17 protein-coding genes are annotated in these 19593 nt (G+C 66.8%); 8 read left to right on the plus strand and 9 right to left on the minus strand.

Annotated features, from left to right (window positions below; translation table 11 throughout):
* Together OXH60_08715 and OXH60_08720 are read left to right on the plus strand one after the other, a co-directional pair.
* A partial coding sequence (locus OXH60_08715) for an FAD-dependent oxidoreductase (GenBank protein ID MDE0712201.1) occupies positions 1-1154 on the plus strand: 1154 nt, incomplete at its 5' end.
* Positions 1147-2544 (plus strand): HAMP domain-containing sensor histidine kinase, encoded by a 1398-nt coding sequence (locus OXH60_08720; GenBank protein MDE0712202.1) that lies wholly within the window; start codon positions 1147-1149, stop codon positions 2542-2544. The genes OXH60_08715 and OXH60_08720, both read left to right, overlap by 8 nt.
* 194 nt (positions 2545-2738) lie before the next feature.
* On the opposite strand, the gene OXH60_08725 is transcribed toward OXH60_08720, so the two are convergent.
* From OXH60_08725 to ggt, 3 genes are all read right to left on the minus strand, one after another.
* Positions 2739-4037, minus strand: a complete 1299-nt coding sequence (locus OXH60_08725) for an NCS2 family permease (protein MDE0712203.1) — start codon at positions 4035-4037, stop codon at positions 2739-2741.
* Positions 4038-4202: 165 nt separating this feature from the next.
* The gene (locus tag OXH60_08730) at positions 4203-4937 is read right to left on the minus strand and encodes a type 1 glutamine amidotransferase (GenBank protein MDE0712204.1); all 735 of its coding nucleotides are present in this window, start codon (positions 4935-4937) and stop codon (positions 4203-4205) included.
* Positions 4938-5254: 317 nt separating this feature from the next.
* On the minus strand, positions 5255-7009 hold the full coding sequence (gene ggt / locus OXH60_08735) for a gamma-glutamyltransferase (GenBank protein ID MDE0712205.1): 1755 nt from the start codon (positions 7007-7009) through the stop codon (positions 5255-5257).
* Between the two features lie 252 nt (positions 7010-7261).
* Here ggt and OXH60_08740 point away from each other — a divergent pair, with 252 nt between their 5' ends.
* The 3 genes from OXH60_08740 (at position 7262) to OXH60_08750 (ending at position 10108) form a co-directional block, all read left to right on the plus strand.
* Positions 7262-7654: a hypothetical protein gene (locus tag OXH60_08740; protein ID MDE0712206.1), complete on the plus strand. Its 393-nt coding sequence runs from the start codon at positions 7262-7264 to the stop codon at positions 7652-7654.
* A gap of 282 nt (positions 7655-7936) precedes the next feature.
* Entirely contained in the window at positions 7937-8845 is a 909-nt protein-coding gene (locus OXH60_08745) for an acetamidase/formamidase family protein (GenBank protein MDE0712207.1), read from the plus strand.
* A gap of 201 nt (positions 8846-9046) precedes the next feature.
* A complete protein-coding gene (locus tag OXH60_08750; GenBank protein ID MDE0712208.1) occupies positions 9047-10108 on the plus strand; it encodes a phytanoyl-CoA dioxygenase family protein in 1062 nt (353 codons plus the stop codon).
* 74 nt (positions 10109-10182) lie between these two features.
* Here the strand turns inward: OXH60_08750 and OXH60_08755 are convergent, their stop codons facing one another.
* Positions 10183-10386: a hypothetical protein gene (locus OXH60_08755; GenBank protein MDE0712209.1), complete on the minus strand. Its 204-nt coding sequence runs from the start codon at positions 10384-10386 to the stop codon at positions 10183-10185.
* 50 nt (positions 10387-10436) lie between these two features.
* Between OXH60_08755 and OXH60_08760 the strand changes: the two genes are divergently transcribed.
* On the plus strand, positions 10437-11087 hold the full coding sequence (locus OXH60_08760; GenBank protein MDE0712210.1) for a pyridoxamine 5'-phosphate oxidase family protein: 651 nt from the start codon (positions 10437-10439) through the stop codon (positions 11085-11087).
* Between the two features lie 302 nt (positions 11088-11389).
* Here the strand turns inward: OXH60_08760 and OXH60_08765 are convergent, their stop codons facing one another.
* Positions 11390-13138, minus strand: coding sequence for an amidohydrolase family protein (locus OXH60_08765; protein ID MDE0712211.1), 1749 nt, complete (start codon positions 13136-13138; stop codon positions 11390-11392).
* A gap of 501 nt (positions 13139-13639) precedes the next feature.
* Between OXH60_08765 and OXH60_08770 the strand changes: the two genes are divergently transcribed.
* Together OXH60_08770 and OXH60_08775 are read left to right on the plus strand one after the other, a co-directional pair.
* Positions 13640-13888, plus strand: a complete 249-nt coding sequence (locus OXH60_08770) for a hypothetical protein (GenBank protein ID MDE0712212.1) — start codon at positions 13640-13642, stop codon at positions 13886-13888.
* A 14-nt stretch (positions 13889-13902) separates the two neighbouring features.
* Positions 13903-14346, plus strand: coding sequence for a type II toxin-antitoxin system VapC family toxin (locus OXH60_08775; GenBank protein ID MDE0712213.1), 444 nt, complete (start codon positions 13903-13905; stop codon positions 14344-14346).
* 290 nt (positions 14347-14636) lie between these two features.
* Here the strand turns inward: OXH60_08775 and OXH60_08780 are convergent, their stop codons facing one another.
* From OXH60_08780 to OXH60_08795, 4 genes are all read right to left on the minus strand, one after another.
* Positions 14637-15062 (minus strand): isoprenylcysteine carboxylmethyltransferase family protein, encoded by a 426-nt coding sequence (locus OXH60_08780; GenBank protein MDE0712214.1) that lies wholly within the window; start codon positions 15060-15062, stop codon positions 14637-14639.
* Between the two features lie 165 nt (positions 15063-15227).
* Positions 15228-16073, minus strand: a complete 846-nt coding sequence (locus OXH60_08785; GenBank protein MDE0712215.1) for a class I SAM-dependent methyltransferase — start codon at positions 16071-16073, stop codon at positions 15228-15230.
* A gap of 217 nt (positions 16074-16290) precedes the next feature.
* The gene (locus OXH60_08790) at positions 16291-17112 is read right to left on the minus strand and encodes a DUF427 domain-containing protein (GenBank protein MDE0712216.1); all 822 of its coding nucleotides are present in this window, start codon (positions 17110-17112) and stop codon (positions 16291-16293) included.
* Positions 17113-17383: 271 nt separating this feature from the next.
* On the minus strand, positions 17384-19591 hold the full coding sequence (locus tag OXH60_08795; GenBank protein MDE0712217.1) for a N,N-dimethylformamidase large subunit: 2208 nt from the start codon (positions 19589-19591) through the stop codon (positions 17384-17386).
* Positions 19592-19593: the final 2 nt, after the last annotated feature.

Here is a 19593-nt window from a genome sequence, read left to right on the forward strand (position 1 = left end):
GTGTCATCGAGTCGATCGCGCCCCATGATTCGCAGGAACGCTTCGAGGGACTGGGGGCGACCGTGCTGCGCGAGACTGCAGCCTTCACCGGGCCGCGCGAGGTACAGGCGGGGCCGTTCCGGATCCGAGCTAGGCGCTTCGTCATTGCCACTGGTTCCTCGCCGGTGGTTCCCTCCATGCCCGGTCTGGACCAGGTGCCGTACTTCACTAACGAGACCATCTTCGACAACGACGAACGACCGGACCATCTGCTGGTGCTGGGCGGCGGGCCGATCGGCTGTGAACTGGCGCAGGCCCACCGACGGCTTGGCTGCGAGGTCACCGTGGTGGAGCAGGGACGGCTGCTGCGCCGCGACGATCCGGACATGGCCAAAGTGGTGTCCCAGCGTTTCCGGGAGGAAGGCATCACGGTGATCGAGGGAGCGGTCGTGACGTCGGTGGCGGACGCCGACGGCTCGATCCGGCTCACCGTGCAGGACGATCGGGGCTCCCGCGAGGTCGCCGGGACCCACCTGCTGGTGGCGGCCGGCCGCCGGGCGAACGTCGAGGACCTGAATCTCGAGGCCGCGGGGATTCGGCGCCATCGCAGGGGGATCGAGGTCGACGGTGGGCTCCGCACGTCCAACCGCCGGGTCTATGCGATCGGCGACGTGATCGGCCGCCTGCAGTTCACGCACATCGCCGGCTACCACGCCGGCATCGTCGTGCGCCGGGCGCTGTTCCGGTTGCCGGCGCGCGTCAATGAGGCGGCGGCGCCGTGGGTCACCTACACCGATCCCGAGATCGCGCAGGTCGGACTTGACGAACCGCGGGCTCGGGAGCGGTACGGGGACCAAGTGCGGGTGGTGGAGATGCCGGTCGGCGGCAACGACCGCTTTCGGGCGGAGCGCGAGACGGAAGGGCTGGTCAAGGTCATCGTGCACCGCGGCCGCGTGGTTGGCGCGAGCATGGTCGGCGCCCACGCCGGCGAGCTGATCCAGCCCTGGTGCCTGATGGCCACCCACCGGATGAAGGTCTCGCAGATGACGGGCGCCATCCTCCCGTATCCCACCCGCGGCGAGATCAACAAGCAGGTCGCGGGGTCGTACTTCACGCCTGCGCTGTTTGGCGAGCGGACCCGGAAGATCGTGGGCCTCCTGACGCGTCTTGGGTGAGTTGGCGACGAGGGCGGGCGGCCGTCGCCGCGCGCGTCGGTCGCTGACGGCGCGGGTTCTCCAGCACACGCTGGCCTTTGCGGCCCTGTGGGCGGCAGCCTCATACGTGACGTCGGTGTCGGCGTACTGGCTGTCGCAGATCGAGGACCAGCTCCGCGGCGCCTACGACACGATCAGGGTCGTGCAGGTAGTGTCGGAGGGGGAACTCGACCCCGACCTGCGCCAGCGCCTCCTCGCCTTCACGGAGACCAACGCCGTGATCCTGCGGACGGGCGACACGTCCACCCTGGTCATCGGCTCCACGCCGGCGGCGGTCGACAAGACCGTGCGGCCCGCTTCGATCACGTGGCCCGGTCGGGTTCGCCATGCGTTCGACACCCTGATCAACGGGCGCGGGCGCATCCTCAGGATCGTGGGTCCGGCCGAACAGGACCCGAGCGTCGTGGTCGAGGTGGTGGCGCCGGAGGCACCGCTCGCGGAGGCCGTGTGGCAGCACTCGCTCCGGATGGGCGCCAGCGCGATCGCCCCGTTTATCGCGGTCGGCGTCCTCCTGTTCTTTGTCCTGCAGCACCAGTTCGTCCGTCCCGTCACCGCGATCATCGAGCGCCTGGCATGGTTTGCCCGCAACCCGGACGACGTGGATACGACGGTCAAGACGTCGGATCGCCGCGACGAGATCGGCGATCTGGAGCGTGGCGTGCTGTCGATGCAGGGGAGCCTGCGCGCGCTGCTGCATCGGCGTGATCGTGAGGCCGCGCTGGGTGCATCCGTGAGCCGGATCAACCACGACTTGCGAAACGTCCTGCAGACCGCCGCTGTGGCGTCGGACCGCATCAAGGCCGCGCAGGATCCGGCCGTCCGGAAATTGGTGCCGCTGCTGGTCAAGGCGGTGGAGCGGGCCGTGCAAATCTGCACCCGCACCCTCGACTATCACCGGTTCGGGGACACCCCGATCAGGTTGGCCCCGACGCGGCTGCGCGAGATCGCCGTGGAAGTGGGCGATTCGGTGGCGGCCATCCACGAAGGGCGAGTCGAGTGGCACGTGGATGTTCCTGGCGACCTGGTCGTCGAGGCCGACCAGGAGGAACTGTTCCGGGCGTTGCTCAACCTGGCCCAGAATGCGACCGAGGCCATGCCCGGCGGCGGCAGGGTTTCGGTCAGGGCGCGGCGACGACTGAACCACGTTCTGATCGAGGTGGAAGACAACGGTCCGGGCCTGAAAGAAGAGGTACGGGCGTTCTTTGAACGACCGTTTGCGGACACCGTGGTGAACGCCCACGGGCTCGGACTTGTCATCGTCCGCGAAATCATGGCCGCGCACGGCGGGACGTTCGAGCTGGGCGAAACCTCGCCTTCCGGCACGCGTTTTCTGCTGAAGATGTCCAACTGACCTGGGCGGCTTCCGAGTCTGCAGGATGGGTCGCGAACGTGTGCGATCGCGGGTAGTGGACCGGCACCAATGGCGATCGGCGAAGGAGTGTCGAGGTTCTTGCAGTTGGCTGGAAGCGGGCGCGTTGCGCTGGAACACCGTTGGTGTTGATCCAACGTTCGGGCCGTAGAGGCCCGCTTGCGCGCAAGATGCCCCTAGAAGTCCTTGAGGAAGTACAGGAGGCTGGCGGCGGCAAGTAACCAGACCGCCGGGTGCAATTCGCGGGCGTTCCTGGTCACGGTGTTGATCACCGCGTAACTGATGAAACCGATCGCGATGCCGTTGGCAATGCTGAACGTGAATGGCATGACGATCGCCGTGAGGACTGCCGGTACGTAGGCGCCTGTGTCCTCCCAATCCAGGTCCTTCAACGTCGCGACGAATCCCGTCCCCACGAACACGAGCGCGGAGGCTGCCGCCCAGCTCGGGATTGTCTTGACCAGGGGCGCAAGAAAGAGGCACAGCAGGAACAGCACGGCGCAGGTGACGGCGGTCAGCCCGGTTCGCCCTCCCTCCCGGATTCCCGCCCCGCTCTCGATGTAGCTCGTGGTGCTGCTCGTCCCGATCAAGCTCCCCGCGGTGGTGGCGACCGAATCGGCGAACACAGCACGGCCGATGTTCTCGATGCTCCCGTCATCCCGGACCCTGCCGGCCACGACAGCGACCGAGGTGAGGGTTCCGGCCGTGTCGAAGAAGTCGAAGAACAGGAACGTCAGCACGACCACGATAAGGCCCAGCTCGACTACCGCGGCGATGTCGAGCGCGAACAGCGTGGGGGCGGGGCTCGGCGGCAACCAGGTACCGCCGCCCCACGACGCATCGCCGACGACAAGGCCGATAACGGTGATCCCGATGATGGAGATGACGATCGCCCCGGTGATCCGGCGCGCATCCAGCAGTGTCATGCCGACGAAGCCGACGCAGGCGAGCAGCACGGTCGATTGGGTGAGATCGCCAATCGTGACAAGCGTGTCCGGATGGCCAACCACGATGCCGGCGTTGCGGAGGCCAATGAGGGCAAGAAACAGGCCGATACCGGCACCGATGCCCAGGCGCAGGCTCTTGGGCATGGCTTCGAGGATCCACTGCCGGAGCCCGCTCGCGCTCAGCGCCATGAACAGGACGCCCGAACAGAAGACGGCGCCGAGCGCGGCTTGCCACTGGTGTCCCATGCCCAGGACCACGCCGTACGTGAAGAACGCGTTCATCCCCATGCCGGGAGCGAGCGCTACGGGCCAGTTCGCCCACAGCCCCATGACTCCCGTGCCGATCGCGGCGGCAAGGATGGTGGCCGTGAAGACCGCGCCGAAGTCCATGCCGGCGTCGCTCAGAATCAAGGGATTGACGACGATGATGTACGCCATGGTGAGGAACGTCGCCGCGCCGGCGATGATCTCCTGCCGGATCGTCGTGCCCTGCTCCTGCAGCTTGAAGAAACGGTCAACGGCATTCATGGCGCACGCTCCGACGTTTTGTCGCAATTGGCGGGCGAAACGGCGCCATTTCTATAACAATTTGCGATGGAACGGGGTGAATTGGAATTCCCGTGCGGGTCCCGGCTGCATCGAAGCCTGCCGTGGCGTTCGCGCTTCCGCCACCGTGCGCGTGCGGAGGCGCCTTTACCGCCGGCGGACAATGCCCATGAAATTGTCGTAGATCCGGCGCGCGTATCGATTGAACTCGGCCAGGTGTGCCGCCGTGTCAGCCTCGAATGCCGCGAGCGCCCCGGCCCCAAGCGCTCTCTCCAGCTCCTGCTCGTACTCCGGGATCTCGCCCCATTCACGGACGGTGTCACCGGTGATCTCGACGTGGTACTGGACGCTGAAGGCACGGTCCCCATAGGCGAGGGCCTGGATGGCACAGTCCGGGGACGACGCGAGCGTCAGTGCGCCCGGCGGCGCTTCCCGCACCTCCGCGCCGTGCCACTGCAGGCAGGCATGGGCCGCCGGCAGTCCTTCGAAGATCGCACTGGATCGTCCGGCATCCGTCAGCGCGATCTCGAGGATGCCGATTTCCGGGGTCGCGGCAGGCCCGACCTCGCCGCCGAGTGCCTGCGCGAGGAGCTGATGCCCAAGGCAAAAGCCAAGGAACGGCATCCCGCGGGCCAGGATAGCCTCGCGGATGGCGGCTCGCTCGGGCTCCAGCCATGGGTGAGCCTCGTCCTCCCACACGTCCATGGGGCCACCCATCACCCACAGCGCGTCGAAGTGCTTTAGGTCGGGAATCGACTCCCCGTCATCCAGTTCAACCGTGCTCCACGCGATTCCGTCCTGTCGAAGGAAATCCCGGAATACTCCGGGGTGTTCGATCGCGACGTGTTGAAACACCAGAACGCTGGGCTCGGCTGCGGACATGGCGGGTATCCGTGACGACGGTAGGACAGGGCTACCATATCGGCTTGCGACAGGTTGTCGCCCGCGCGCAGCAATGCGGCTGGGGCTTGACGGTTGCAGACCCCGGTGGGATCCGGCCCGGCGGGCGTCCGGCGCGCCGCGTCAGCCGGCGCGGAGGGGTGACGCGTTCGGGCGTCGGAAACCCAGCGTTCGTGTGCCTGTGGGAATCCGCCCGGGCCTGCTGCCTGCGGGCTTCGAAGCCCAGCCGGGAGGGGTGGAGCTTGGTCCGGCCTTCGCCGCTGCATCCTCCCCCGGGCAGACCGGCGGCACGTCCCGGTCTACGGGATGCTTGCCGTGCCCTCCCGTCTCGGGTCGGCTGCCCCGGAAAGCCCGCCGTCTTCGCCAACGAGAATGACATTGAGGCCGCTCGTCATCGGACGTGCGGCAACCGTGTGACCCAGGTCGGAGAGGGGCTGCTCGAACGATGCGAAGGCAGTGTCGGCTTCGATTTCCGTGGGTCCACCGCGATTGCAGATGTGCGGAAAATCGACCACGGAGGCCGCTTCGAGCTTCCAGTCGACCGCGAGGACGACGGCCTGCGCGACGTAGCAGATGATGCGGGAGCCGCCCGGAGAACCCAGCACTGCCCGCAGGCGGCCGTCGGCATCGGTGACGATGGTGGGCGCCATGGAACTCCGTGGCCGTTTGCCCGCCGCGACACGGTTGGCGACCAGCCCGTCAGGCCCTTCGGGTTCAAACGCGAAATCGGTTAGCTGGTTATTGAGGAGAAACCCTTCCACCATCAGTCCGGAGCCGAAGGCGGTCTCGATGCTCGATGTCAGCGCCACGGCATTGCCGGCACTGTCGACAATCGACAGGTGCGTGGTCGATGGCTGCCCGGATGAACGGTCATCGCGCTGGCCACCTGGGGCTCCCGGCGGGTCGCCGGGCGCCGCCCGCCCGGCCGCTGCGGCGGTCGGATCGATGCTCCCGGCCCGCGCAGCGAGGTACGCCGGGTCCACCAGACCTGCGGTCGGCACTTGGACGACGTCGGGATCAGCCACGTATCGGTCCCGGTCGGCGTAGGCGAGGCGCGCCGCTTCTGCGAAGAGATGCCAGGGTTCGACCGTGCCGGGATCCATGCGTCCCAGATCGAATGTCTCCAGCATGCCGAGGATTGCCAGGACCGTCGTGGCCCCGGAACTCGGGGGGCCCATCCCGCACACGCGATAGGTACGGTACTGACCGCACACCGGCTCCCGGAAACGGGAGCTGAAGTGCGCGAGGTCGGATACCGAGAGCGTGCCGGGCCGGTCCGGATCCAGATTCACCTTGCGCGCGATGGCTTCGGCCAGGTTGCCGCGATAGAGCGCCATCCCGCCGTCTGCGGCGAGTTGCGCCAGCGTCTCAAAGAGCTTGGGATTGCGCAGTCGATACCCGATGGGGCGGGGGTTGCCGGCCGCGTCGAAGAAATATGCCCGCGCCTCGGGGTCACGTTCGAGGTGTGGTACGCGAGCGAGCAAGCCGTGCAATCGGGGCTGAACGACGAAGCCGTCCCTGGCAAGGGTCAACGCGGGCTCGAAGAGCGTGGCCCAGGGGCGCTTGCCAAACTCGGTATGGGCCCGCTGCAGCAGATGCAGCAACCCTGGCACCCCGACGGACAGGCCACCGGCAACGGCGTCGAAGAATGGAAGCGGTGACGAGGCCGTATCCAGAAAGAGATCGGGGCGGGCGCCCGCCGGGGCCGTTTCGCGGCCGTCCAGCGTACGAATCGCTCCCGATGCGCCGTCCCGGCGCACGAGAAAACCGCCGCCACCGATTCCGGAAGACTGCGGCTCGACCAATGCCAGCACCAGTTGTGCAGCGATGGCGGCATCGGTGGCCGAGCCACCCGCGCGGAGGACCTGGACGGCTGCATCCACCGCGCGGGCATCGGCGGCCACGACCATGCTGGTTGCGCCGGTCGCGACAGCTGTGGTCCCGGTCCCGGTGGACGCTTCGGGTTCGGCTCGCTCGTGGTGATCTGCGGCCACCGTTCCGCCGGCGATCAGGAGGAACGGCAGTACCAGCAATGTCCGAGACGCGCGTGTCATGCTTTGGACTGTACCACTTGCCGCGGTACCGCACCTGAACCGGCGCGGCGGTTTCGTGGGCCGTTGCACGACGGGACGCAGGGCGCCACCGGCAGCCGGTGAGCGCTGCGGGCGTCCGTTGGATGCCGGGAAGCTGCAGGGGCGCAGCCAATTGGCCGCAGCTGGGAACTTGCGTTGGACGGGTCGCAGCCCGGGCCCATGGCAGCCGGTTCCGACTACGGCTTGAGGATGGATCTGCCCTAGTCTGGTTCCATGGAGAACGGGAGAAAGTTCGGGAAAATCGGGTTCTGGGTGCTGGGGCTGCTTTGGCTGCCGGCGGGGATCATGGCAACCGCCGCCGTGCGCTTCCCCCCGGAACCCGGGCCATCGACGGAACCCGCCATGTGGATCACCGTGGTGGTGATGTCGATGCAGTCACTGGTATTCGCGGCACCGTGCGGCCTGCCACTGGCCTTGGCCTGCCGGCGGGTGTGGCGACTCGGATATGCGCGCGCCGCCTGGGCTGTCGGCGTGTGCCTCGGCGCAATCACCGTGGCTGCGTCGCTGTTGGTGGGCCTCCTCGGTCCCATCGGAATCCTGGCCTATGCGCTGGTGCTGAGTGCACCCGTGTGGATGGCTGCCTGGTGGCTGGCCCGCCGTCATTAGGGGCTGCGGAAGCCTTGGAGGTACCCGCGGCGAGGATCGGACGTCGGGAATGAAGCCCGGCCGAATCGGGCCCGGCACCGGTTGGTGCAGGCCTGGTACCTGGCGCGACCAACCATGACCCGGTACCCGGAACCAGGGCTGCTTGAAACCGGCTCAGCCGCGTGGTTCCATCCCGTTCCGACTGGCTCTTCCCAGGAATCAGCGGGAGCAGTTGAAAGCCAGTCAATGGGTCAGGGCGGACGTCACTCTTTCTCAGGGTGCGTCCGGGCCCGGGAGATCGCAATGAGTTCCGTCTACCTGTTTTCCGTCACGCCGGATACGCCCCCGGTGGAAACGATCGATTCCGGTGCAGATGTGTCACTGGTCGTCCGCGGCGCATTCGCGGATGTCGAGGACATTCGCAGCGTCCCGACGCCGTTTACGCCCGCATGCGACGGACATCCGCTGGCGCCGGTCTCAGGTCCGATCAGGGTCAACGGGGCAGCGCCGGGCGATGCGGTCCTCATCGACATCCTGAAGATGGACGTCCACGAGGACGGGATGACGGCGATCCTCCGGGACTTCGGTGTGCTGCGGCAGGAGTTCGGTGATCCCAAGCTCCTCCATTGCCCGGTGCGCGACGGTAAGGCGTGGTTTGCAGACCGCATCCCAGTTCCGCTGAATCCGAACCTCGGTACCGTGTCGACGATGCCGCCGGAAGGCTACAAACCGTCGTATGCGGGGCCCTACGGCGGCGATTTCGACCAGAAGGATGCCGGCGTCGGAAGCCGCATCCATCTCCCGGTCATGGTGCCCGGCGCCATGGTCTTCTTCGCGGACCCGCACGCGGCCATCAGCGACGGGATCATCACCGGAACAGGTGTCGAGTGCACGGCTACGGTCACTGCCCGGATCACCCTGGTGAAGGATCACCAGGTCGAGCACCCCATCATCGAGTACGGAGATTCGATCCAGTTCGTGGGAACGGGGCCGTCAGTGGAGGCCGCGACGGAAGCGGCGGCCGAACACGCGGTCGCCTACGTCGCGGCGAACACCGATCTCGACCGTGAGGAAGCGTACATGCTGCTCAGCATCGTCGGGGAACTGCGGATCGGCACGTCACCGCGTCCGATCATGGCTGCGCGGCTGATCGTGCCGCGCGAGACGCTGATGAACACCGGCTGGAGCGGGCCCGTTACGGCCTCGGGGTGACGGGCCTGCCTGGGGCGGCCGGCGAGCAATGCATCGGCGGATCAGGCCCAGTGGACGATGGCTCGTCGACATGCGGCGGAGCGGCGGTTTGCTCCTGATGTCCGGCCGGTACACCGGATGCCACTTAGGCTGATCCTCGACACGCCTTGACGCAGCGGGTCCTAGTGCCGCACCCTCACCCGTGGATGTAGCGGAACCGGGATGGACGCGATGCGGGATTTTCTCGATTCGACCGATCTCATGGAAGACGGACCGGCGCTCGCTGAGCGACTTGAACGCGACGGCTACCTATTCCTCCGGGGCTTGCTGCCACGCGAAGCGGTGTTGGACGTGCGTAGCCGCCTCCTGGAGAAGGCAGCAGCCGGCGGCTGGCTCGACCCCGACTATCCGGTTGAGGACGCAATCGCCAATCCCGCTGCCGCCTGCAAGGATCCGGAAGAGCGGTACATGAAGGTTTTCCGCGGCATCTGGTCGGACGAGGCGCTGCACCGGCTCCGGACCCTGCCGGCGGTGCTGGCACTGTTCGAGCGGATCTTCGACGAACCGGCCCTGGTCCATCCGATGTTCGTCCAGCGCAACATTTTCCCCCAGAGCGAGAGCTTCGACTTCACCACGGGAGCGCACCAGGACAAGGTGCATATCGGCGGCGCCACCAACTACGCGATGTGGGTGCCGCTGGGTGATTGCCGACGGGTGAACGGGCCACTGGCGGTATCGGCGGGGTCACATCACGCGGGCGTGCTGGATACCAAGGTCGGCAACGGGGCAGGCGGCATGGACATTTGCGTGCCGATCCCCGGCGAGTGGGTCACGGGCGACTTCGAGGCGGGCGATGCGCTGATCTTTGCGGACACCACAGTCCACTGCGCGCTCCCGAATCGTTCGGCCCTGCTGCGGCAGTCGTTCGACGCGCGGTACCAGCCGGCAAGCCAGCCGACGACCGAGAAGAACTTGTGCACCTACGCCGGATGCGGGACGTGGGAAGAGGTCTACGAGGGCTGGTCGTCCGACGACCAGCAGTACTACTGGCGGGCACTGTCCCCGAAAATCGTGCCGTTCGACAACCGTTACTATGAGCGCCGCGACGAGATGGCCTTTGAGATGGCCGAGCGCGGCGACCTCTCGGCTCGCGACACGCTGCTTCGCATCGTGCAGCGCGACCCCGACGAGGCGAAGCGGCGGCGGGCGGAAGACCTGCTCGGTGAACTCTCGGTCGCGACGGCGCAGCAGCAAGGTCCGGTCGCCTCGAGCGCGTCGACCTAGGTTCGGTCAGGCCGTCCCGTTCGGCCTGCTGGTGCGCTCCCGCGTGGCACGTTTCGTCGTCAATGGCGGCAGTCTCACGCTGCAGTTTGCCGGCACACGGCTATCGCCTTCGCGAGCCCGTCCGAGCCTTCGCGAATCTCGGTGGCGTTGAAGGCGGCGTACCCGAGAACCAGCCCCTGACGGGCGGGCGCGCGGGCGTAGAGGCCCGAAAGGGCACGTACCCTTAGTCCAAAGATGGCTACGGCAGCAACGATGTCCGTGTCCATTGAGAAGGTCACACAAGCCTGTATATCCCGTGTTCCAGACTCGTGATTCATTGAGGTGCGTCATGTCTACATCGCCGCCGACCGATCGTGTTCGTCTGCGCCGGCAACACACCCGGGGCGCCTACGACAAGGCGAGCATTCACTCGATCCTGGATGTTATGCCGATGTGTTCGGTGGGCTATGTCTTCGACGGACGGCCGTTAGTCACGCCAACATTCCAGTGGCGCGAAGGCAACGATGTCTTCTGGCATGGATCGTCTGCCAGCCGGATGTTGCGGGCGGTCGAGGCTGCGGACGTCTGCCTGACCGTGGCGGTGCTGGACGGTCTGGTCGTCGCGCGATCGGGTTTCCACCACTCGGTGAACTATCGCTCAGTGATGCTGCTGGGGAACGCGCGCAAGGTGGATGATCCTGAGGAAATGGAAGACCGCCTCAAGACGTTTGTCGACGGCCTCTTTCCCCAGCGCTGGGACACGCTCCGCCCCGCCACAGCACAGGAATTGCGGGCCACCACTGTGATGACCATGCCGATTGACGAGGCCGCGGCGAAAGTCCGAGCCGGACCTCCGATCGACGACGAGGAGGACTACGCCCTGTCAATCTGGGGTGGCGTGATCCCGATCCGAATGCAGGTTCTCGACCCAGTCCCCGATCCCCGCAACATTCCCGGCGTCACGGCGCCCGAACACACGTTGCACGATCGCCTTGGTTGAGCAGCTACCCGGACCCGTGCATCCGTCAGGAACCGCTACGACTGGCGGCGCAAGCATCGCCGAGCATTTCGAGGCGCGTTCAGGCGATTACGGCCGATCGGGTGGGCCTGCGCCGGTGGCGCGCGGTCGAGTAATTCCTGCCTGCCCGCAATAGGTCGCGGACGGGCAAACGCAGCGACAGTCGGGTGTGGGTTGATCAGCCGGACGGACCGAACAGCAACCGAAGCCCCGGGGCCGCGGTGGGACTCGAGCATCGGTGGACGGATGCCCCAGGGCGTAGCGCCACCCGGTATTTGCGCAGGTCAAACGCGGGCAGCTTCGCCCCGAATGAGTTGGCCCGGCTGCGCGCCCGTGGGTTCCCCGTCCTCCAAGGTGACTGCGCCGTTGACGACGGTGGCAGCAATGCCGTCCGCCTTCTGGACCAGCCGGCGGGCGCCGCCGGGCAGGTCATGCTGGACGATCGGCAGGCGCGGCTGGACCTTGGCCTCGTCGAAGATGACGATGTCGGCCGCAAAGCCGGGCCGCAGCAGCCCGCGATCGTGCATGTTCCAGGCGGCCGCGTTCTCGAAGGTCAGCATCCGTACGGCCTCTTCCAGCGTGAACGCCTGCTTGTTGCGGACCCAGTAGCTCAGCAAGTGCGTCTGGAGCGACGAGCCCATCTCCTGGCACACGTGCGCGCCCGAGTCGGAAAAGGTGGCGAGCGACCGGGGGCTCTCGAGCATCCGGCGAACCTCTTCCGGCGTCTCGTTGACCAAGGGCTGCACGAAGAGGAGATCCTCGTTCTCTGTCATCAGGTCGAGCATGACCTCGACCGGATTCCGGCCTGAGGTGCGCGCGAGTTCATCGACGCTGGGGTCATCCCAGTGCACGTCGAACATCGGAAACAGGTTGGCGTAGTCAGGCTTCCGCGGGTTGGTCGTTGCCGCACCACCTCCTTGGAATTCGGTACTCCTGGGCTGCATTCCCGCTTCGGCCGCGACGAGGCCGGCGCGGATTTCCGGGTCGTGGAAGCGGGCCTGCTGTTGCTCCACAGGCAGGCCGCGGATGTCGGACCAGACCGGCAGGGCATCGAACGGCAAGTAGGATTTGAGCGAGAACAGGGCGTTGATCGACCGCGTGGTAGCCTGGCCCAGGACTCGCCCACCTTCGGCCGCCACCCGGTCCATCCACTCGAACTGGTACTCTAGGGGATTGGGGTCGTCGCCCTGGCGGGTCGACAGGACCCCAAGCATCAGCGGGCGCCGGCTCGAGACCGCGATCTTGGCGAGCTCGTCCAGGCAGGCGCGCTGCGCCTCGCCGCCGGAGACGTCGGGCCCAACCTGGAAGATGCCGGCATTGAGGTCGGCCATGGCGTGCACGAGGTGCGCAATCTCCGCCCAGCTGGCGATCCGGCTTGCGACGGGACCGCCGTCCGGCCGGATGTGCGTCGTGGCCCTCGATGAAGACAGGCCCATGGCACCGGTCTGGAGCGCTTCCTGCACGAGATCGGCCATGAGCTTCAGGTCGTCCTCGCCGGCCTCCTGGTCCAGGGCGCGGTCTCCCATCGCGTACATCCGGAGGGCCGAGTGGCCGATGTAGGCGGCGTAGTTGATGGCCTTGGGAAACGATTCGACGGCGGCGAGATACTCCGGGAACGTCTCCCAGCGCCAGTCGATCCCAGCCACCATGGCGTCCTTGGGGATGTCTTCCACGGCCTCCAGGCACTCGGCGAACCACTCCCTCGCCTCCAGCTTGCAGGGCGCGAGCGCAAATCCGCAATTGCCCATGACCACGCTGGTGACGCCGTGCCAGCAGGAGCAGCTCCCCAACGGGTCCCATGCCACCTGCGCGTCCATGTGGGTGTGGCCGTCGATGAAGCCGGGCGCGACGATCATGCCTTCGGCGTCGATCGTCTCGTCGGCAGGGCTGCAGATCCGGCCGATTTCCGCGACCTGTCCATGCTTGACCCCGACGTCCGCCCGGTAGCGTGGCATGCCGGAGCCGTCCACGAGGGTTCCGTTGCGGATCAGCAGATCGAACGCCATGAGCCCCTCCCCGATGGTGTTAGCCACCGCGAGACGCTATCAGCCGGGCAGTTCGGCGACAACGCGTCCCATCACTTGGAATAGTCACGACGAAATCTGACAGTCAGCGCTTTCAGCCGCAGCGCCGTTCTTCGTCACGAGGGCGCCCGTGCGTCTACCGCCCTGCCGAGGCTTCGAAGAAAGCGCTTGCCCATCTCCTTCGAAGTGTCGTCATGGCCGGTCTTCCCAAACGGGAGATCGAACCCACCGAGCTCACGTACACAACGGATCGGGCAGTCTCTCGAAATTCGGCGTACGACACTGCCCACTACCGCTTGTGCACGATTCCCCGCCAGCGTCGTCCCTGATCTGCATCCGCATCAGGGTATTCTTCGACATGCCGCGGGCTGGCAGGGACACGCGGAACGACTTGCGCACCGGTCATCGCCAAGTCCTGGTCGTGAACTGGCGGCATTCTTCGCGCTGACGCCGGCAACGGGCACAGATTCCGATTTGGTGCACTGATGACAGCATGTTATGCTCTGCATCATGAGAACGACCATATCGCTTGACGAGCGCCTCGGAAGGCAGGTTCGCCGGAGGGCGGCTGCCCAGGGCCTCAGCGTGAGCGCATTCATCGCCAAGGTCCTCGACGACGCGCTCAAGCGGCGGGCGCCATCGGAGCCGACCCCGTTTCGCCTGGTGACCGTGCGTAATGCGCGCCTTCGCCCGGGGGTCGATCTCGATTCGCCGAGGTCGCTCGATGCAGAGGATGACCGGGTGCGGTTCGGGCGGTGAGGTAGCAGTACGCGATGCTCCTTCCCGACGTCAATGTGCTGATCTATGCGCACTTTGAGGACATCGTTGCGGAACAGGCCGAGTACGCGAGTTGGCTCACCCGACTGGCAACAGGACCCGAACCGTTCGCCCTTTCGGTCCTTGTCCTGTCCGGGTTCGTTCGCACCGCCACGAATCCGCGGATATTCGACCCGCCGTCGACCCTGGAAAACGCCTTTGCATTCGTCTCATCTCTCGTCGAACGGCCGACGGCCCGGATCGTCGGTCCCGGTTCCGATCACCTGGAGATTTTCGAGCGGTTGTGCCGTGAAGCGGGTGCGACGGGGAAGCTGGTCGCCGACGCTCAGCACGCGGCGATCGCGGTGGAACACGGCTGTACCATGGTTTCCACCGACTCCGACTTCAACCGGTTCGCTGGAGTCCGGTGGCAGCATCCGCTACGCCCCGACGGCGCGTAGGGCTGGCGGGACGGATCGATCTGGGAGACAGGCGGGATTCGCCCGTTACCTCGTCGTGACGACGGGTCTGGTGAGCCGATGGGAGCGAGGCGACAAGCGCCCACGCGGGGCTTTGCTGAAGCTGTTGACGCCGGTAATGAAGTACGGATTCGGGGCGGTAGCGTGAGCATTCGCGGCCCTGGTTCGCGACCAGGCTTTCGCCCGTGGTGGAAACCACCACCGGTTCGCCGGAGATTTCGCTCCGAAGCCGCGATACGGGTGTGTGGAGCGTCGGTCGGCCGACCTCGTGCTCAAGGCGCCTCCCAGGGGCACCACCTTGGGATCCAGCGCGGCACGTTTGCCTGGTACCGCCGATAGGGGGCACCAAACTTCCTCGTGAGCGCGGGCTCTCCGACCATCGGGAAATAGATCGCGTTCCCCAGGAAAAAGAGGAGCATGTAGCCGGCGATCGGCCACGACCCGAGCATCAGGGACTCGGCGGCGAGCACGAGAAGCACGCCCGTGATCATGGGATTTCGGACGTGGCGGTAGGGCCCGCGGACAACGAGACGGCTCGGGGGAGCCCATGGCCCGGGCGTGCCCTTCCCGATGACTCGGAACAGATTGGTCGTCCACACTGCAAACGCGAGGCCGGCAACGCCCAGCACGAGGGCGGCCCAGAATCGGGGTCGCCCGGAATTCGGCAGGTTCGGGGCCAGGCCCAATTCGGCCGACATTCAAAGGATCGCACCCGGCACGTAGACCAACGCCGTTCCCGGAAGGATCAAGATTGCCTTGACCAGTTGGAGATTCATTTCCAATCCCGCATAGTCATTCCGGCCCCTGTCCGGCAATCCACGGGTCGCGCCTGTGAAGTGCCCTCGCACCAAGTCATGAAACCGTCAACCGTCGGAATCGGACACCTTTCGGCAGATCAGTTCAATTGGCACCGTGCGGCCTTCCTGCAGTGCGCGACCCGCGTTGGCTATCGCCTCTTCGGCAATTGCACCATGGACCAGCGAAACGGCTCGATGCGGCGGCTGTCCGCCGGCCTCAACCACGGCGCGGGAGCGGGCGGCGTAGGCCAGAGCCGCTTCTGCAGTGTCACGCTGGCTCTCGACCGCGAAACCCGAGGTCTCGAGGTTCGCACAGGTCTCGACAGGCGTCGCGAGAAAGCTCGACGAGGCCGTCCGCGCCCACGGCGTCGGGTAGTCCGGCGCTCCGCCGGGTCCTTGGGCGATCTCGGACAGCCGGAACCACGCGCCAGGCTTGAGCACGCGGTGGATCTCGGCGAAGAACGCGCGCTTGTCGGCGATGTTCATCGAGACGTTCATCGTGTAGGCGCCGTCGAAGGCCGCGTCGCCGAACGGCATCGCAAGCGCGTCGCCCTGCTCGAAGGCAATGCGTTCGGTGAGCCCGAGCTGCGCTGTCAGGTGGCGTGCGACCTCGCAGAACTCGGCGGTCAGGTCGATACCGCTCACGCGACAGCCGAAGCGTCGTGCCAGGTAGCGCGCGGGCCCGCCGATACCACTCCCGACGTCGAGGATGTGGTCGGTCGGTGAGACCTCCAGATCCCGGGCCAGGTCTTCCGTGGCATCGATTCCGCGTCCGTGGAACTGGTCATAGGGGGCAAGCGCGTCGAAGGTCGGGCGGGCCGGATCGACTCCGTCTTCCCGCAACTTCGCCTCGAGCCGCGCGAGCAGGTCGCCGCTCGTGTAGTGACGCGCGATCTCGGTTGGTGTGCTCATGGCCGGCTTTGCTTCCGCGGGCGAGCTCCGACGATAGCAGGCGCAAGCAGGTGTGCCTGCGGCCGGCTTGAATTTCCCGCCGCGTTGCGGGGATACGGTGGCGGCGGGATGCAACCGTCTGCAGGAACACGGGGCGGAGGACCGATCGGCGCGGTCACTGCGGCCGGCCCGGTTGTATCGCGACAAGACCGAGGTGCTGTCGCCTGTCTGCCGGTCATCAATCCCTCGACCACTTGGTGCGGGGCTTGGGCTCGGCCATGCCGTTGACGAGGACAGCGTCGACCGCTTCGCTGAAGAAGCACATCATGGAGGCGATGCGCGGGCACTCCGCGATCGGGCGAGGGTAGCTCCAGACGACGTCATCGAGCGTCCGGTCCGACAGCCGGACATTCCAGTACACGGCTTCACCCTTGTACGGGCACCGCGTCCGTGTGTCGCTGGGCGCCAGAAGATCGGTGCGCACATCCTCCGGCGGAATGTAGTAGCGCACCGGCAGACCGGTTTCGTGGAGCTGCCGGGCCCGGCGCGTGCGCGCGACCACGATTCCGTCGAGGATCACCTCGACCTGCCGAAAGCACTCAACCACGATGATGCTGGTCCGCGGGTCGCGGGCGTGGACGAACACCTGCTCGTCCTCTTCCCACCACTCGTCCATGGCGTCCCAGTAGAAGGCGATGAGATGCGCGAGCGGAGCGAGGTGGGGGAGGGGCTTCGGGTACCCCCACGCCGCGTTTGCCGCGGTCTTGGACCCGGCGGAGACGGTCCAGTAGCTGGCAGTGCCCTTGTGCGGGCAGAAAGTGCTGCGGTCGGTCGCGCTGAGGCAGTCGTCGGCGATGTCGGCCCTGGGGAAGTAGTAGACCGGGAGGTGCCCCTTCTCGAGCAGGACCCGCGTGTCGAGCGAGTCGACCACGGCAGTGCCGCCCAGATAAGCGCGCACGCGCCGCCTGACCGCCTCAAGGGAGATGTGGTAGTGGACGGAGGCGGTCCAGGCACCGTCAACCTTGACAGCGTGAATGGGTTCAGCGGGGATCGCGTTCATCGGCCGGCATTTCGCGTGGATAGAGTGAATAGAGGGGTGGGGGGAGGATTCTGCCTGCGAACGGGCTCGCCGCTGCGGGAGGAAGCAAGGCAATTGTAGGAGGTGGCCGTGCGCAGCGAACCGCCGCTTGGCCGTTCACCGGGATTTGCGCGGATCGAATTCGTCGAATTCTTCGGGCGCCGCCAGAACGGTCTTCAGGACGATGCCGTGGGGCCGGCGTCGGTCTGCGGCGGTGCGGTAAACCTGGAAGAGTCCGTTGTGTCCAGCTCCTTCAGGTTTCGAAGGGGGCAGGGTCCAGGAAGCGGTCGAGGACGTTCTTGGTGACGCGCGAGATGTTGTTGTCGTAGCCGTTGTGCGAAAGGCTTCCGCAGTAGGTGATGGACCCGACGGAGAACACGGCTCCGCCCCGCCCGGTCTCAAAAAAGACCATGTCCGAGCGGATGAGGGCGTCGGGCGGCTCGCCCGGCCAGGTCGCAAGATGGGTGAGAAGCTCCTCGGGAACCACCATGAAGGTGTCGCCGTGCCGCTCGGAGGTCGCGAGGATGATCGTGTTGGGGGGCGAGCCGAGGCGGAAGTCCACCCGGTCAAGCTCAAAACCGGCGGCACCCCCGCCCGAAAGCCCGAAGTCGCCAAGGATGCGGTCCGGTACGCCCTCGAAGATCCAGGCGGCCCGCGGGTCGTCGGCGCCGGGCGCGCGGACATAGTACGAGCCCACAAAATGCCCTTGTCCGGAGAACCCCACGCCGACCATCCGCTGGGGCGGCCGGTCGTTGCGTCGCCAGAGGCCCCCATACTCGCCGTCGAAGGCGTTGTAGTACTCGCCCGGCTCCGCGGCCCAGGCGCGAATGCCCCCTTCCCCCCGGCGGATTTCGATGGCGCCCGGCACGGCATCGCTGAGCGCCACCCGCCAGTAGAAGCCGTTGCCGCCGAGGTACATGAGGCGCCCCCCCTCATCCAGGTGCCGCCGGAGGGCGTCGAGGGTGTTCGCGGTGTGGTACTCGGGATGTGAAGGGGTTAGCACGACCCGGTAGGGCGCGATGAGGTCGTGGCCCTCTCGGTGCAGGTCGTCGTCGGTCACAACGTCGAACTCGTAACCCTTCTCGTCCAGCCAGTCGAGGAGGTGGGTATCGGCGGGGAAATGGCGAAGTCCAGACCCTGCTGCGTCGACGTAGCCCAGAAAGGCGGAGCGAAGGTTCAGCACCGGGCGAAGTTGCGATGCTAAGCCGATGCCGCTGTCATCGGTATGGAAGTTGTAGGTGGACAGCCCGTACTCCCGGTGGTCGTCGGGCGTCGCCTCGCGTGCTCCCCAAGCGCGGGCCCGGGTCTGGTACTCGTCGTTCGTGACCCCCCGGGCGTAGTTCCCGTACACGGTGTAGGTGAAGGTAGGGATCAGGACGCAGAGGGGCGTTCGCCGTGACCCGCGGGGCGGCAGCACAAAGAAGGGAATCATATCCTCGTGCTCGCGGCACCGGAGCCGCACCGCATACGCGCCACTCCGGAGGTCGGCGGGCACCGTGAACGAGAAATCGGTCTCCCAGCCGCAGTCGTGGAGGTCGTCCTCGTGGAAGTGGATGGCGCCGTACTCCGCGGGCGCATGACGCCAGCACTGCTCGCGCCCGCTCCAGTTGGAGCCCTTCATTGCCCGCGCGGGCAGATTCACCAGCTCGCCGTCCCACCCGTTGGGTCCCACGTCGACCACCCTGAGGGACGAAATCTCCAACGAAAAGTCCCAGTTTGCGATGACCTCGGCGCTGGACGGCGCCCCGTCAGACAGTGGGTCGTCCGACTGGCTGGCGCCGCGCACGATCGTGGGCCACTCGATCTTGCCGTTGAAGTGGCCGCCGACCGGGGCTCCTCCCAGCGCCCCGATGAGGAGTTCGCCGTCGCCCGCGGGCGTCGGCGCGTCCAAGCTCGCGCTCGCAGTCCCGGTGTCGTCCACCACCGCCAGCGGGTCGAGGGCCTGCTGTCCGACGTGGACGGCGCCACTACGGGGGTCGACGCTCGCCCACACCTTGTACCAGGCACGCGAACGCAGCGGCTTCCCCACCGCAACCGTCTCGGGCCCCCGAGCGGTCGCAACCCGCACGCTCGCGCCGCGTTCGCCGTCGAGCAGGAGCGCAAGCCCTCCTGCGTTGCCGAGCCAGGACACGATGCCTTGCGCCCTGCGCCCGGGGAGCGTCGGCCAGACCGTCGCGGAGACGGTGAGGGCCTCGGCCTTCAGGGAAGCCCCTTGGATCCGGGCGTAGGAGCCGAGTTCGGCGTCCTGGGCGCGCGAGGGCCAGCTGCCCTCGAAGTCGGCCGCCACCGGCACCTCCTTGATACCCGGGCCGGCCGGATTCGGGTCGCCCGAGATGACTCGCACGAGCCGCGCCCGGTACGGCTCGTCGGAGCGGCTGCTGACCTTGAAGGAGATGGTGTCGCCGGGGCGGGCCGACCACCGGTCGGCGTACCCGATCAGGGCGATCGTGTTCTGGAACATCG

It is taken from the genome of Rhodospirillales bacterium (genome assembly GCA_028824295.1).
In the GTDB taxonomy this organism is placed as follows: domain Bacteria; phylum Pseudomonadota; class Alphaproteobacteria; order TMED109; family TMED109; genus VXPW01.